This window comes from Jiella avicenniae (assembly GCF_021390325.1).
In the GTDB taxonomy this organism is placed as follows: Bacteria; Pseudomonadota; Alphaproteobacteria; order Rhizobiales; family Rhizobiaceae; genus Jiella; species Jiella avicenniae.
Genome location: NZ_JAJUWU010000020.1, coordinates 17,522 through 31,977, shown reverse-complemented (window position 1 = coordinate 31,977; position 14,456 = coordinate 17,522). Strand labels below are relative to the sequence as shown.

General features: G+C 66.8%; 13 protein-coding genes. 7 read left to right on the top strand and 6 right to left on the bottom strand.

Annotated features, from left to right (window positions below):
• Positions 1-47: 47 nt before the first annotated feature.
• Together dld and LZD57_RS18640 are read left to right on the top strand one after the other, a co-directional pair.
• Complete coding sequence (dld, locus tag LZD57_RS18645) at positions 48-1,790, top strand: D-lactate dehydrogenase (RefSeq protein ID WP_233721055.1); 1,743 nt, start codon at positions 48-50, stop codon at positions 1,788-1,790.
• A gap of 206 nt (positions 1,791-1,996) precedes the next feature.
• Positions 1,997-2,242: a DUF2188 domain-containing protein gene (locus LZD57_RS18640; protein WP_233721054.1), complete on the top strand. Its 246-nt coding sequence runs from the start codon at positions 1,997-1,999 to the stop codon at positions 2,240-2,242.
• Positions 2,243-2,353: 111 nt separating this feature from the next.
• Here the strand turns inward: LZD57_RS18640 and LZD57_RS18635 are convergent, their stop codons facing one another.
• From LZD57_RS18635 to LZD57_RS18615, 5 genes are all read right to left on the bottom strand, one after another.
• Positions 2,354-3,061 carry a DNA helicase gene (locus tag LZD57_RS18635; RefSeq protein WP_233721052.1) on the bottom strand — a complete coding sequence of 236 codons (708 nt, stop codon included), beginning with the start codon at positions 3,059-3,061 and terminating at the stop codon, positions 2,354-2,356.
• A 482-nt stretch (positions 3,062-3,543) separates the two neighbouring features.
• A complete protein-coding gene (locus LZD57_RS18630) occupies positions 3,544-5,610 on the bottom strand; it encodes a 3-hydroxyacyl-CoA dehydrogenase NAD-binding domain-containing protein (protein ID WP_233721050.1) in 2,067 nt (688 codons plus the stop codon).
• A 274-nt stretch (positions 5,611-5,884) separates the two neighbouring features.
• Positions 5,885-6,775 carry a 5-dehydro-4-deoxyglucarate dehydratase gene (gene kdgD, locus LZD57_RS18625; RefSeq protein WP_233721048.1) on the bottom strand — a complete coding sequence of 297 codons (891 nt, stop codon included), beginning with the start codon at positions 6,773-6,775 and terminating at the stop codon, positions 5,885-5,887.
• A gap of 61 nt (positions 6,776-6,836) precedes the next feature.
• Positions 6,837-7,580 (bottom strand): FadR/GntR family transcriptional regulator, encoded by a 744-nt coding sequence (locus LZD57_RS18620; RefSeq protein ID WP_233721046.1) that lies wholly within the window; start codon positions 7,578-7,580, stop codon positions 6,837-6,839.
• 168 nt (positions 7,581-7,748) lie between these two features.
• Positions 7,749-8,738 (bottom strand): 2-hydroxyacid dehydrogenase, encoded by a 990-nt coding sequence (locus tag LZD57_RS18615; protein ID WP_233721044.1) that lies wholly within the window; start codon positions 8,736-8,738, stop codon positions 7,749-7,751.
• A gap of 230 nt (positions 8,739-8,968) precedes the next feature.
• Here LZD57_RS18615 and LZD57_RS18610 point away from each other — a divergent pair, with 230 nt between their 5' ends.
• The 5 genes from LZD57_RS18610 (at position 8,969) to LZD57_RS18590 (ending at position 14,082) form a co-directional block, all read left to right on the top strand.
• Entirely contained in the window at positions 8,969-9,874 is a 906-nt protein-coding gene (locus LZD57_RS18610) for a dihydrodipicolinate synthase family protein (protein ID WP_233721043.1), read from the top strand.
• A gap of 78 nt (positions 9,875-9,952) precedes the next feature.
• Positions 9,953-10,939, top strand: a complete 987-nt coding sequence (locus LZD57_RS18605) for a Bug family tripartite tricarboxylate transporter substrate binding protein (RefSeq protein ID WP_233721041.1) — start codon at positions 9,953-9,955, stop codon at positions 10,937-10,939.
• 56 nt (positions 10,940-10,995) lie between these two features.
• Positions 10,996-11,472 carry a tripartite tricarboxylate transporter TctB family protein gene (locus tag LZD57_RS18600; RefSeq protein WP_233721040.1) on the top strand — a complete coding sequence of 159 codons (477 nt, stop codon included), beginning with the start codon at positions 10,996-10,998 and terminating at the stop codon, positions 11,470-11,472.
• Positions 11,472-12,992, top strand: a complete 1,521-nt coding sequence (locus tag LZD57_RS18595) for a tripartite tricarboxylate transporter permease (protein ID WP_233721038.1) — start codon at positions 11,472-11,474, stop codon at positions 12,990-12,992. Before LZD57_RS18600 ends, LZD57_RS18595 begins: the two co-directional genes overlap by 1 nt.
• A gap of 154 nt (positions 12,993-13,146) precedes the next feature.
• Complete coding sequence (locus tag LZD57_RS18590; protein ID WP_233721036.1) at positions 13,147-14,082, top strand: AEC family transporter; 936 nt, start codon at positions 13,147-13,149, stop codon at positions 14,080-14,082.
• Between the two features lie 23 nt (positions 14,083-14,105).
• Here the strand turns inward: LZD57_RS18590 and LZD57_RS18585 are convergent, their stop codons facing one another.
• A complete protein-coding gene (locus LZD57_RS18585) occupies positions 14,106-14,429 on the bottom strand; it encodes an NIPSNAP family protein (protein WP_233721035.1) in 324 nt (107 codons plus the stop codon).
• Positions 14,430-14,456 lie beyond the last annotated feature (27 nt).

Genomic DNA, 14,456 nt, shown 5'->3' with positions numbered 1-14,456 from the left:
CCGGATCAGCCAATCGAACAGGGAGGGGAGACGTCTCCCCGCACAGCATGAGCGATCTCGTCGCAGAACTTCAGGGCATCGCCGGAACGCGCCACGTGCTGACCGGCCGAAATGCGACCCGCCGCTTCCGCAAGGGCTATCGCTACGGCGACGGCGACGTCCTCGCGGTCGTCCGGCCGGGCAGCCTGGTCGAGCAATGGCGCACGCTGAAGGCCTGCGTCGCGGCGGACGTCGCGATCATCTGCCAGGCCGCCAATACCGGCCTCACCGGCGGCTCGACGCCGGATGGCGACGGCTACGATCGTCCGATCGTCATCGTCAACATGCTGCGGATGGACCGCATCCATCTTCTCGACTCGGGGCGTCAGGTGGTCTGCCAGCCGGGCTCGACGCTCAACCAGCTCGAAAAGCAGCTGCGCCCGCTCGGCCGCGAGCCCCATTCGGTGATCGGCTCGTCCTGCATCGGCGCTTCGGTGACCGGCGGCATCTGCAACAATTCCGGCGGCGCTTTGATCCGCCGTGGCCCGGCCTTCACGCAGATGGCGCTCTTCGCGCAGGTTACGGAGACCGGCGCGCTGCAGCTGGTCAATCACCTGGGGATCGAGGCCGGGAACGACCCCGAAACCATCCTCGCGGCGATCGACGCGGGTTCTTTCGACGAGAGCCAGATCGCGTTCCCGGCCGACCGCTGGGCCTCGGACCGGGAGTATCAGCGTCATGTCCGGCAGGTCGACGCCGCCTCCCCCGCCCGCTTCAATGCCGATCCGCGCCGTCACTACGAGGCGTCGGGCTCGGCCGGCAAGGTCGCGGTCTTCGCCGTGCGGCTCGACACGTTCCCAGCCGACGAGGACGTCACCGTCTTCTACATCGGCAGCAACGAGCCGGCGGAACTGGAAACCATCCGCCGCGAGATCCTGACCGGCTTCGAAAACCTGCCGATCGCCGGCGAGTACATGCACCGCACGGCCTATGACGCGAGCCGGCGCTACGGCAAGGACCTGTTCCTGTTCATCAGGCATTTCGGCACGGACAACGTGCCGAAGGCTTTCGCCGTCAAGAGCCGGATCGACGGGCTCACCGAAAAGCTCGGCCTCGGTGGCGCGATCTCCGACCGCTTCCTGCAGGGGCTGTCACGACTGTTCCCCGAACATCTGCCCCGCCGGATGAACGATTATCGGGATCGCTATGCCCACCACCTTCTGCTGAAGATGGGCAATGGCGGATCCGCAGAGGCGCGGGCCTATCTCGAACGCCGCTTTCCCTCGGCCACCGGCGACTTCTTCGAATGTGACGCCGAAGAGGGCAGCGCGGCGTTTCTCAACCGCTTCGCCGTCGGCGGCGCGATCGTGCGCTACCGGGCCGTCCATCCCAAGACGGTCGAGGACATCGTCGCCCTCGACGTCGCTTTGCCCCGCAACACGCTGGACTGGTTCGAAAAGCTGCCGCAGGAGATCGAGGAGAAGATCGCCTTCAAGATGTATTGCGGCCACTTCTTCTGCCACGTCCTCCACCAGGAATATCTCGTGCGCAAGGGCGAGGACTGTCTGGCGATCGAGCACGCGCTGTGGAAGCTCCTCGATGCGCGGGGGGCGGAGTACCCGGCCGAGCACAATGTCGGCCATCTCTACGACGCCAAGCCCGCCCTGCGGGACTTCTACCGCAGGCTCGACCCCACCAACACCTTCAATCCGGGCATCGGCAGGACGTCGAAGCTGAAGTGCTGGGCCGGGGACGCGCGAGACGAAGACGCCTGCGACTGTGCGACGCCGCATCTGCGGACCGTCGCCTGAGCCACTGAAGTTGCCGTCAAATCGGCGCCTCGCATCGCCGCGCGCCAGCCCGACGCTCGACTTCGAGGCTTCCTGCCGGCGGCGCTCCGCCGATCTGCGCCGCCCTCCTTGCCGGCGGGCGGTTCGACAGCATTTGGGTCGAGGACTTTTCGGCTCGCGCGGGTCATGAGGGCCCGGCGCGATCACGCTTTCGACGGAGAACGGCCATGCCGCAAATCACCTATCACATCGTCGAGCACGACGGCGGCTACGCCTACAAGCTGGGCGACGTCTATTCGGAAACCTTCGCCACCCACGACGCCGCCTTCATCGCCGCCCGTCAGGCGGCGGTCAGGCAACAGCAGCCCGGCGAGAGCGCCGGCATCGTCTGGGAGGACGAAGGCGGCAAGTGGCACGCCGAGGTCTCGTCCGGCGGCGACCGGCCGCGCACGGCGGTCGAGGACGACGCGTAAGAGATGGGCGACGGCTGGACGCGGACCCGCTCTGCACGACCGTGGCCGCTCGTCACGCGGCCGTCGCCGGATGATCTGCCGGAGCCCCCTGCGGGGCCCGGTAGAGCCTCCTCAGTTCAAGTTTTCGACCCGCACTTCGCCGGCATGGAGAAAGCAGGTTTTCGAAAAGATTCTCGCCGGGATCGGATTGGGAAGGCGAATGTCGTCGAGCGTCGGCACGGAGGTCCGCTCCGGATCGAAGGACCGGTCGATCTGCGAGATGAAGCCGAGAACGATGCCGGCGTCTCTGGCAAACGCCTGCAGGACCAGCATCTGATCGAAGAGCGCGGGCTTGCTTCGCTGCTGATCGAGAATCTGCAGATAGTCTATCACCGCGACGGTTCCCCGCGGCGCGCCCGACAGGTGACGGACGACGAAATCGGCGCTGATCTCCGGCGAGGTGACGATCTCCAGCGCATTTTCTGCCGATTTGGGATCGAGGAAGCTGACGCGCTCCATCGCCTGCCGCTCGGTATATTCCAGTGTGAAGAAGACGGCTCGTCGCCCCATGCGGGCGGCGTCGAGAAGAAGCTGCAATCCCAGGAGCGTCTTGCCATGCATCGGCCTCGCGCCGATCAGAAGCATGTCGCCTTCCGCCAGCTGCGGCAAGAGCGAAGTGGCAGGCCGGTTCGTCGCGAAACGGTCGGAAAGCAGGCTCCACGCGGAGAACCCCTCCGCCCGTGCGACGTGGTCAAGCGCCTCGTGCAGCGGGATATTCTGATCGCGGGCCAACAGTCTGGCGCGACGTTTCAAGCGATGGATCGGGGCGGACAGTCGCATCACGGAACCTCCATTGCGAGCCGGAAACGCAATCCCTCCTTATGCGAACGCTCGAACAGATGGTTCGATGATCTTCGTCACCCCGTATGTGCGATACTTCCCGACTGGAGGGAGGAGGCGCGGGCCAAGCCTGTCCGGAAAAGCTACCGCCGGCCGACGATCGGAGCAAGGCCGATATCTTGCAGGCAGAGCAATCGCTCGAAGCCGGAGCCAGGCCGGCAAGTGGCCTGATCTCCCCCCTTGCGGGGGAGATGCCGGCAGGCAGAGGGGGGCGACCAAGCGCCGGACTGCTGGAGGGTGGCGCAGCCCCCCCCCTTCTGGGTTGCCACCCATCTCCCCCACAAGGGGGGAGATCGAAGCGTCGCCGATGGCACTCGTCTTCAAGCGATTGCCTTGATCTCGCTGGGCGGAGAATGCCGCCGCCGCTCATCCTCTGCCCGGCGCCCTCCGCAAACGGTCTCGCCGGGACGCCCGTTGCGACGTTATCCCGAAATCCCCTCCAGCATCCCCTCGACGTCGCCGCGCCGAAAGCCTTGACCGACGGCGGCTTCGACCTGTGGCAGCGCCGCGAGGACGGCGTCCCGGCCATCATGTGCGGCCCACCAGAGCGGGCCGCCGCGCCAGCGGGGGAAGCCGTAGCCGTTGACGAAGGCGACGTCGACGTCGCCGGGGCGCTGGGCGATTGTCTCGTCGAGCACCAGCGCCGCCTCGTTGACCAGCGCCGCCAGGCAGCGATCCCGGCATTCCTCGTCGGAAATCGCCCGGCGCTCGCGTCCTGCCGCCTCCGCCTCGGCCAGGATCAGGCGCTCGACCTCCGGGTCGGGCTGGCGCTTGCGGCCGTCGTAGCGATACCAGCCGGCGCCGGTCTTGCGGCCGAGCCGGCCGGCTTCGCAGAGCATGTCGGGAATTTTCACGTAGCGCTCGGCCGGATCGCGCGTCGCCGCGAGGCGCTTGCGCCGGGCAAAGGCGATGTCGAGGCCGGAAAGGTCGGAGACGGCAAACGGCCCCATCGCCATGCCGAAGGCTTCGAGCGCCGCGTCCACCTGCCAGGGCAGCGCGCCGTCTTCCACCAGCATCTCGGCCTGGCCGCGATAGGCGGCATAGAGCCGGTTGCCGACGAAGCCTTCGCCGACGCCTGCGACGATCGCCGTCTTCTTCAGCTTGCGGCCGAGCCAAAGCCCGGTCGCCAGCGTCTCGTCGGAGGTCTTCGCCCCGCGCACCACCTCGAGCAGCTTCATGACGTGGGCGGGGCTGAAGAAGTGGAGCCCGACGACGCGATCCGGTCGGCCGCTCGCGGCGGCGAGCGCGTCGAGATCGAGATAGGAGGTGTTGGAGGCGAGGATCGCCTGCGGCGCGGCGATCTGGCCGAGACCGGCGAGAAGCGCGGACTTCACCGCCATGTCCTCGAACACCGCCTCGACGACGAGATCGACTGTCGCCACGGCGGCGAGATCGGCGACCGGCGACAGCCGCGACCGCATTGCGGCCGCCTCGCCTTCGCCGATCCGCCCCTTCGCGGCGTCGCCGGAGACGAGGCCCTCGACGCGCTCGCGACCTGCTGCGAGAGCCGCCTCGGTCTGCTCGATCAGCACGACCTCGAACCCAGCCCTCAGCAGCGCATAGGCGATCCCCGCGCCCATCGTCCCGGCGCCGATGACGGCGGCTCGCTCAATCCTGCGAGGTGCGGCCGAAAGCCCGTCCACTCGGCCGGCCGCGCGCTCGGCGAAGAAGACGTGGCGGAGTGCCACGGCCTCGGGGCTCGACCGGATCTCCTGAAAGACGCGGCGTTCTTCGGCGAGTGCCTCGTCGAACGGCACGGTGGCGGACAGTTCGACCAGGCGGGCGGCCTCGATCGCCGCCGGCCTGTTCCTGCCGGCCTTCAAGGCCGCAGCTTTCGCCGCCTCCAGCTCGACCGGATCGGCCGCCGAAACCGCAAGGTCGCGCACCCGGCGCTTGCCATCGAGCCGCCGAAGGAGGTCCCGGGCGGCCATGCGCAGATCATCGGCCGCGACGGCGTCGATCAGCCCGAGCCGCAAAGCCTCCTCGGCCGCAATGCGCCTCGCCCCGCAGATCAGCCCGAGCGAGGCCGGAACGCCGGCAAGGCGGGGCATGCGCTGGGTGCCACCGGCACCGGGCACGATGCCGAGCCCGACCTCGGGAAGCCCGATCACGGTCCCGGGCGCGGCCACGCGGCCGTCGCAGCCGAGCGACAGCTCGAAACCGCCGCCGAGCGCCGCCCCGTCGAGGGCGGCGACCACCGGCACGGCCGTCGCCTCGATCGCGGCGATGACGGCTGGAAGCTGCGGCTCGCCGAGCGGCGCGCCGAATTCCTTCAGGTCCGAACCGGCGACAAAAGTGCCGTTCGCCCCCGCCAGAACGACGCCGGCGATTCCGTCCATGCCTGCGATTGCGGCGAAGGCGTCGAGAAGGCCGCGGCGGACGTCGTGGCTGCCGGCATTCACCGGCGGGTTGTCGATGACCACGGTGGCGATGTCGCCGTCGATCCGAAGCGCGATCTTTCCGTCGCCGAACGTTTCGCTGCGATCCATCGCGGCCATCCCCCTCGTGTTTCGCGCCGGCCAGAGTGGCGTCCCGTCGGCGGCGAGACTTCGCCGAGCGCCGCCCTCTCCCGACAGGCTTCGCTATCGCATCGGCGCTGCGGCGAACACAAGCCGGCGACTTCGCAATCGAGCTCCCGATCACGGAGCGGACCATGGCATCCGACATGAAAAACCCGGCACGATCTTGCACGGATCGTCGCCGGGATCACCAAGCGGCGCAACGCGGCGCCGAAAAGCCTCAGGCGCGAAAGGCCGGCCGGGATCAGAGCAGTTCGCGGAGCATCGCCTTTTCTTCCGCGGTCAGATCGGTCAGCGGCGGGCGGACCGGACCCGGCGTGCGGCCGATCAGTTCGACGCCCGCCTTGATGATCGACACGGCATAGCCGACCTCGCGGTCGCGGATCCTGGCGAAGGGGAAGAAGAACGCGTCGAGGATCTCCGCCATGGTCGCCTTGTCGTCGGCGCGCATCGCCTTGTAGAAGCGGACGGCGAGTTCCGGCACGAAGTTGAACACCGCCGAGGAATAGGTGGTGACACCGATGGCGTTGTAGGCCTCGGCGAAGAGCTCGTGGGTCGGCATGCCGCCGACATAGCAGAGCCGGTCGCCGAGCCTGGCGGTGATCTGCCGCACCAGACCGATCTGTCCGGTGCCGTCCTTGAAGCCGACGAGGTTCGGGCAGGCCTCGGCAAGCCGCGCCACCGTATCGGCATTGGCGATGGAATTGGCGCGATTGTAGACGATGACGCCGAGGCCCGTCGCGTCGCAGACCGACTTCACGTGCCGGAAGATTCCCTCCTGCGACGCCCCGATGAGATAATGCGGCAGGAGCAGCAGCCCGTCGGCACCGTTGGCTTCCGCCGTGCGGGCGATCTCCGCGGCCAAGCCGGCGCCGTAGCCGCAGCCGGTGATGATCGGCACGGTGCCGGCAGCCTCCTTGGCCGCCCTGGTCACGTCGCCGATCTCTTTCGGCGTCAGCGAGAAGAATTCGCCCGTGCCGCCCGCCGCGAAGAGTGCCGCCGCCTCAAAGCCGGACAGCCAGTCGACATGGGCGCGGTAGCTCTCCAGATCGAGCGACAGATCGTCCTTGAAATGGGTGACCGGGAAGGACAGAAGCCCCGACGAGATTGTCTGCTTGAGTGTTTCCGGCGACATGGCTTCCCCGCACATAGTATGATGAATTCGGGGAATACGTATGATGACTTGTCTCGGCTTGTCAATCGGCCGCTTCGACCCGCGCCGCCGGCCGGATGATGGCGCGGTAGCGCTTGATGCCGCCGAGGAGGTGGCGCCGCATCGCATCGCGCGCTCGTTCCGGATCGCGGTTCCAGATCGCTTCGGCGACCTCGGCATGCTCTGCGAGAAGCTGGCGATCGCGGTTCGGCAGCGGGTCGATGCCACCCATGGCCCGGCGAAACTTCACCCGCGGGATGATCCGCTGGCCGATATGCGACAGGAACAGCTTGAACCGCTCGTTGTTCGTCGCGGCGGCGATCGCCATGTGGAAGTCGAAATCGGCGTTGTCGGTCGACTCCCCTGCCTCCACCAGCTTCTGAAACGTCTCGATCTGTGCCTGGATCTCGGCCTCCTGGGCCGGCGAGCTTCTGAGCGCCGCGAGACCGGCGGCCTCGACCTCGATGCCGAGGCGCAATTCCAGCTCCTCGATGATGTCGGAAATCTTGTCGGTCGCCTCGAGAAACAGGCTGGGCAGCGTCTCTCGCTGGCGCGGCCCGAGCACGAAGACGCCGACGCCCTGCCGCGATTCGACCAGCCCGTCGGCGCGCAAGGCGGCGATCGCCTCGCGGATCACCGTCCGGCTGAAGCCGAAGCGCTCCACCAGGACCGGTTCGGTCGGCAGTTTGTCGCCCGGCGCATAGTCGCCGGCATCGATCTGCGCGCGCAGCGCGTCGACGACCCGCGACGTCCGGGTGCGTCGGTCCTTGAGCTTTTCCACCGCCAAGCAGGCCACCTCCAATCCGCGCGGACTTTCACGCCCGCTCGCGACGTCCCATCCAGTCCGGATGGACCAGCGCAAAACGTCCGGTCGATAACATATGACGACTCCCCCCGCAGCCGCTCGCGAGCATGAGGCAGCTTCGCGGGGAGGACGCGCAGGAAAGGACGCCGATCATCGGGCCGCCCGCACGACATTGTCCAGCGCTTCGCCGGCGACGAGGCGGTTGACGTTGCCGGCGATCGTCCGGCGCCGCCGGTCGATCGTGCCATCGGTCCAGCCGGACATGTGCGGCGTCATCACGACGTTCGAAAGCCCGGCGAAATCGAAGCGAGACGGGCTCGCCGTTTCGCCCTCTGCGCCGGGATAGCGATACCACGTATCGATGATCGCGCCGCCGATCCGGCGCAAGGACAGGGCTTCGAACAATGCGGCCTCGTCGACCACCGGCCCCCGCCCGACGTTCACCAGCACCGCGCCGGCCTTCATGTGACCGAAGGCCCGGTCGTCGACGAGGCTGCGGGTGTCCTCGCTCAGCGGCAGGGAGACGACGAGAAAGTCCACGGCTGCGTAGAAATCCGGCAGCGCCTCGAGACGATGGCTGCGGTCGACGAGGTCGCCGGGCTCGACGGGGCTGCGATTGGCGACGTGGACGAGCATGTCGAAGGCCTTGGCCTTCCGGGCGATGGCCTTGCCGATATGGCCGAAGCCGAGAAGACCCAGCACCTTGCCGGCGATTTCGCCGTGAACGGTCGCCGGAGATCCGGCGCGATAGGCCCATTCGCCCTGCCGCAAGCGCCGGTCTGCGTCGACGAGGCGAACCTGATGGGACAACAGCCCGGCCATGACGTATTCGGCGATCGCCGGTTCGTGGCCGAAGCAGTTGCAGACGACGGCCGATGCCGGCAGCAACGAGAGATCGACGCCGTCGTAACCGGTGGCGCAGACCTGGTAGAGCCGCAGCCGGTCCGGAGCGGGCATCGCGGCATCGAAGCGATTGCCGACGATGACGTCCGCCTGTGCGAAGGCGGCGCGCTGGGCGTCGTCGGCGAGGTCATCCGGCAGAATCTCGAGCTCCGCGCCGACGTTCAGCAACGGCTCGAATCCGTCGACGAACGAGGCGGCGTTCCGCCCGTGAAACACGATGCGCAGTGGCTTGGTCACCCCGGCATTCTCCTCGTCCCTGCGGCCTCCGCCACGCCGCCCATGCCGATCCCGGCCGGCAGCGGAGCCATGCCGTCGGCCTCGCCGATCGGCATTGACAGGCCGAAACATCGATGTCTTTATGGCAGTAATCATACGGCAGACGCAAGTGATCATATGTCTTGAGGGACGGCACCCGCCCTCGACGGAACGACACTTCCGGCGGCCCGCCTGAGCATCCGGGAGGGATCATGCTCGAAGCCATCGAGGGCGTCTTCATCGTCGCCCAGACGCCGTTCGACGACCGGCAGGCGATCGACCTCGAAAGCGTCGACACGCTGGTCGACTTCTATGCCCGCCACGGCGCGAACGGCCTGACCGTGCTCGGGGTCAGCGGCGAAGCGGGCAAGCTGACCGGCGAGGAGGCGCTCGCCGTCGCCGGTCGCTACGTCGCACGCGCCGGCAGGATGCCGGTGATCGTCGGGGTCAGCAGCCCGAACCTTGCCCATCTGTCGCGCCTGACGGCTGCGGTGATGGACGCCGGCGCGGCCGGGGTGATGATCGCCCCGGCGCCGAGCATCCGCACCGACGAGGATCTCTTCCGCTATTTCGAGACCGTCTTCGCCGCGATCGGCGACGTGCCGGTCGTCCTGCAGGACTTTCCCTTCGCCACCAATGTCGGCATGTCCGTTCCGGCGATCGTCGAACTGGTGAGCCGCCACCCGCAGATCCAGGTCCTCAAAGAGGAGGACCTGCCGTCGTTGAACAAGATCACCCGGCTTCGCCAGGCCGGCGGCCGGCGCATCGCCATCCTCACCGGCAACAATGCGATGTACCTGCCGCTGGAGCTGGCGCGGGGCGTCGACGGGCCGATGGCGGGCTTTTCCTATCCGGAAATGCTCTCCGGCGTCTTCCGGCTGCACAAGGCCGGCGACGTCGATGCGGCGAACGATCTCTTCGAGCGATATCTGCCGCTTCTTCGCTACGAGGCCATGGGGTTTTGGGGCGTCGCCGCCCGCAAGGAGGCGATGCGCCGGCGTGGGGCGCTTGCCCACGCCACCATGCGCCAGCCGGGGCCGGCGCTGACGGGCGAGGACCACCGGGAGATCGATCGGCTGATCGCCCGGGTCGAAACCCGGCTGGCCGAAGCCGCCTGAGGCAGGCCACCCGTTCCGATCGCAGGCGGGACGAAGCCTGGAGAAATCCGCAAGTCCATCGACAAGGGAGGAAAGTGCATGACACTCTTGAAAACCACCACGCTCTTCGCCGCGGCCGCCGCGGCCGCGATTTGGTTCGCCGCGCCGGCGTCGGCGCAGGATTACCCGACCAAGGACATCCGCCTCGTCGTGCCCTGGGCGGCCGGCGGCGGCACCGATGGCATCAGCCGCAAGGTCAGCGCCATCGCCGAGAAGGAGCTCGGCCAGACGATCTATGTCGAGAACGTCGACGGCGGCATGAGCGCCAACGGCATCATGAACGTCATGTCGGCGCGACCCGACGGCTATACAATCGGCGTCCTGACCTATGACAGCGTCATCACCGTTCCCTATCAGAAGCTCCTGCCGAGCTACGATCTCGACAAGCTGCAGATGATCGGCCGCCTGACGCTCGAGCCGGACGCGATCATCGTCTCCAAGGATTCGCCCTACAAGAGCGTCGACGAGCTGATCGCCGCCGCCAAGAAGGAGCCCGGCGAAATCAAGGTCGCGGTCCAGAACACCGGGTCGCGCACCCATCTCGCCATGCTGAAGTTCGAGAAGCTGACCGGCACCGACCTCGATCTCATCGCCTATCCGGGCGGTGCGAGCCCGCAGAAGGAAGCGATGCTGTCCGGCGAGGTCGGCATCGCCGTCACCAGCCTCGGCGACTTCTCGAACCTCATCGAAGAGGGCGACGCCCGCGGCCTCGTCGAGTTCTCCGACACGCCCAATCCGACCTACAAGGACGTTCCGGACGCCAAGTCGGCCGGGCTCGACGTCCAGTCGGGCAGCTTCATCATCGTCGCGGCCCCGAAGAAGACGCCGGAGGACGTCGTCGAGAAGCTGGCGACGGCCTACGAGAACGCCCTCAACGGCGAAGAATTCCAGAGCTGGGTTTCCAAGGTCGGCGTGACCCCCGCCTGGCTCGGCCCGCAGGAGGCGACCGCCTTCGTCAAGGACGAGCAGGACCGGATCTTCGCCCAGTTCGACAGTCTGAAGGAAAGCGGCGCGATCAGCCAGTGACGACCACCGGCGGCGGCATCGGCCGCCGCCACTTTCTCGCGCTTCGAGACATTCACATGCGATCCAGACTTCTCGGCGACGGCCGCCTCGTCCTTCCCGCCGCTCTGTTCGTGGTCACCACGATCTATCTCTACGAGGCCTTCCAGATCCATCCGCAGTATGACGAGGGCTTCGTCGGGCCGCGCTTCCTGCCGATCGTCGTTTCGATCGTCATGTATGCCGGGCTCGGCTTCCTGGTCTTCGACATCCTGAGAAGCGGCGAGCCGCGGCCGGAGCGAGCCAGGCCCGAGATTCGCAACTTCCTGCCGGCGATCGCGGTCGTCATCGCGACGCTCGTCTACATCGCCGTCTTCGAGACGCTCGGCTACGTCGTCTCGACGCTTCTCTACGTCTTCGCGCTGCTCTTCGTCTTCAAGTTCGACCAGAACGTCGTCTGGCGGGCGATCTATGCGATCATCATCACCGCCGTCTTCTACATCCTGTTTCACACCCTGTTCGATGTCAGGCTGCCGACGCTGACGGAGTGGTTCTGATGGAATTCTCGCTCCACATCCTCGGCGGCTTTTCGGCGCTGCTCGATCCGACGGTCCTGTTCTACATGGTCCTCGGCTTTCTGATCGGCACCTTCTTCGGTGCCGTGCCGGGGCTGACGGCAGTTCTCGCCATCGCCCTCCTCCTGCCGATCACCTACAGCCTCGACGTGGTCACGGCGCTGGTCATGTGCGCCAGCATCTTCATGTCCGGCATGTATGCCGGCAGCATCACCGCGACGACGATCAACATTCCCGGGGCGCCCTCCTCGATGATGACCGGCGTCGAGGGCTTCCCGCTGATGAAGCAGGGCTTCGGCGCAAACGCCCTCGGCCATGCCGCGCTCGGATCGATGATCGGCGGCAGCATCGGCGCCGTCTTCCTCATCCTGTTCACGCCGATCGCGGCCAAGCTCGCGCTCCTGATCCAGACGCCGGGCAAGTTCTCGCTGATCCTCTTTGCGCTCGTGGTGATCGGCATCTCCCAGCGCGGCGCCATCGCCAAGAGCGTCGTGACGACCGGTCTCGGCGTGATGGTGGCGACGATCGGCATCGACGTGATGCAGCCGGTGGCGCGCTTCACCTTCGGCACCTCCGCGCTCGTCGAGGGGATCAACCTCATGGCGGTGGTCATCGGCACCTTCGCGGTCAGCGAACTTCTGATCCAGGCGCGCGACGTCGTCCACGCGCGCACGGTCGACGGGGATCAGGTGGCGAACTTCGCGATCAAGCGGTGGGACTTCATTCCGCTCATGTCGGAGATCCGCGAGATCGGGGTGTGGACCTATCTGAAGAGCACCATCATCGGTTTCTTCATCGGCGTCCTGCCGGGTGCCGGCGGCTCGATGGCGGCGTTCGTTTCCTATGCCGATGCGATGCGCCGATCCAAGCGGCCGGAACTCTACGGCAAGGGCAGCCGCGAGGGCATCGCGGCGGCCGAGACGGCGAACAACTCGATGTGCGGCGGCGCCTTCGTGCCGATGCTGATGTTCGGCATTCCCGGCGATCCGACGACGGCCGTCGTCCTCGGTGTCCTGATCATCAACGGCCTGCAGCCGGGCCCGAGGCTGCTCGACAATCAGATCGACCTGATCGCGCCGATGTTCGCCTCGCTGTTCATCAGCGCGCTGATCCTCATTCCGCTGACGCTGTTCCTGCTCGGGCCGTACTTCGTCAGGATCGTCTCGATCCGCAAGGCGCTGCTCTATTCCTCGATCGCCGTCGTCGCGCTCGTCGGCAGCTACGTCGCCACCTATTCGAGCTTCCAGATGATGCTGGCGCTGGTCTTCGGGATCGCCGCCTTCTTCCTCAGGACGGCGAACTACCCGACGGTGACGCTGCTGCTCGGCTTCATCCTCGGACCGGACCTCGAACAGTATCTGCGGCGATCGCTGCAGCTGAACAAGGGCGATCCCTCGACCTTCCTGACGAGCCCGGACAGCCTGTTCTTCCTTGCCCTCACCGCCCTGTTCTTCTACTTCATGGTGATCAGGCCGCCGAAGACGCCGGTAACCACGACTTAACCGGTCGCGGGGCAATGCAGGGTCTCTCGTTCTCCGTTCGCCGGCTCGTCAAGCTTCAGGCCTCGCGGCCGGCGGAACGCACTCCGCAAGTTCCGTTCCCCGCCGCCGCACGGCCGATGCGGCGAGGAACGAGCAATTCGTCCCGGTCCGCCCGATGCTGTTGTCGCTTGCCGACCGTCTCCTTCCCGTCTTCCTTCTGATCGCGATCGGCTACGTCCTGGCGCGGAGGAACATCCTGACGAAGGAAAGCCTCGGCGGGCTGACGAAGCTGACCTACTGGGTGCTGATCCCGGCGACGCTGTTTTCGACAGTCACCGCGATCCATGTCGGCGAGATCCTCAATCTGCGCATCTGGGCGGTCTATTTCGGCGCCGTGCTGACCACGGCTCTTTCGATCTACGCCGTACTCCTGACGATGCGCGGCATGGTCCGGAGCGAACGGATCGTCATCGCCTTCGGCGCGGTCTATTCCAACATTGGCATCGTCGGCATTCCGGTGGTCGGCATCCTCTATGGCGACGAAGGGCTGGTGACGCTGACGGCGATCATCAGCATTCACGCCTTCACGCTGATGACCCCGATGGTCGTCCTGATGGAGGGCAGCCGCGCGAGCGGGACCGCCGGCCGGTCGGTGCTTTCGACGACGCTTCGCAGCCAGTTCCGCAATCCGATCATCGTTGCGATCGTCGTCAGCCTGGCGATCAGCGCCGCCGGCATCGACCTTCCCGGCTGGCTGTCGCAATCGGCCGAGATGCTGAAGACGGCGATGCCGGCAGTGGCGCTGATCGTCATCGGAGCCGGGCTGCATGGCCAGGAGATCCGCAGCGGCGCGGCGAGCAGCGTCGTCGGCGTCTTCGGCAAGATGGCCGTGCTGCCGCTGACCGTGTTCGTCTTCGCATGGCTGGCCGGGCTGCCACAAACGGTGGTCGCGCCGCTGGTGATCTGCGCGGCCCTGCCGCCCGGCATCAATTCGGTGATGATGGCGGCGGCCTACGACACGGCGGTCAACCGGATCGCGACGCTGGTTCTCGCCGCGACCCTCGCCTCTCTCGTCACCATCCCGGTCCTGGCCCTGCTCCTCGCGACGTGACCGCAAGGAGCAGGTCGCATCGATCAGCGCTTGATCGGCGCGAAGCGGGCCGGCGTCATCAGCTTGTTTTCCTGGCTGACCAGATAGGCGGCCTCGCCGCTCTTCGCGAGATAGGCCTGCCATTCCGGATCGGCGGCGAGCGCCGCGCGCTTCTCCTCACGGTCGGCCGCGTTTTCGTAGACCCAGATGTGGGTGTAGGAATTCAACGGCCCCGTTTCCGTCACCAGATAGGCGAGCGGCTCGCCGAGATGGCGGCTCTGCACCGCATAGCCGTGCTCTTCGTAGAGCGCCATGTGTTTCTTCAAGGCGCCCGGCCGGCAGGCATAGGTGCGAACATCGTAAAGCATTCGGGGATTCTCCTCTCCATTGCACGG

Bases quoted from the DNA above. Each gene is read 5' to 3' on its own strand.
- dld (WP_233721055.1), top strand. From the start codon at position 48: ATGAGCGATCTCGTCGCAGAACTTCAGGGCATCGCCGGAACGCGCCAC.
- LZD57_RS18640 (WP_233721054.1), top strand. From the start codon at position 1,997: ATGCCGCAAATCACCTATCACATCGTCGAGCACGACGGCGGCTACGCC.
- LZD57_RS18635 (WP_233721052.1), bottom strand. From the start codon at position 3,061: ATGCGACTGTCCGCCCCGATCCATCGCTTGAAACGTCGCGCCAGACTG.
- LZD57_RS18630 (WP_233721050.1), bottom strand. From the start codon at position 5,610: ATGGATCGCAGCGAAACGTTCGGCGACGGAAAGATCGCGCTTCGGATC.
- kdgD (WP_233721048.1), bottom strand. From the start codon at position 6,775: ATGTCGCCGGAAACACTCAAGCAGACAATCTCGTCGGGGCTTCTGTCC.
- LZD57_RS18610 (WP_233721043.1), top strand. From the start codon at position 8,969: ATGCTCGAAGCCATCGAGGGCGTCTTCATCGTCGCCCAGACGCCGTTC.
- LZD57_RS18605 (WP_233721041.1), top strand. From the start codon at position 9,953: ATGACACTCTTGAAAACCACCACGCTCTTCGCCGCGGCCGCCGCGGCC.
- LZD57_RS18600 (WP_233721040.1), top strand. From the start codon at position 10,996: ATGCGATCCAGACTTCTCGGCGACGGCCGCCTCGTCCTTCCCGCCGCT.
- LZD57_RS18595 (WP_233721038.1), top strand. From the start codon at position 11,472: ATGGAATTCTCGCTCCACATCCTCGGCGGCTTTTCGGCGCTGCTCGAT.
- LZD57_RS18590 (WP_233721036.1), top strand. From the start codon at position 13,147: ATGCTGTTGTCGCTTGCCGACCGTCTCCTTCCCGTCTTCCTTCTGATC.
- LZD57_RS18585 (WP_233721035.1), bottom strand. From the start codon at position 14,429: ATGCTTTACGATGTTCGCACCTATGCCTGCCGGCCGGGCGCCTTGAAG.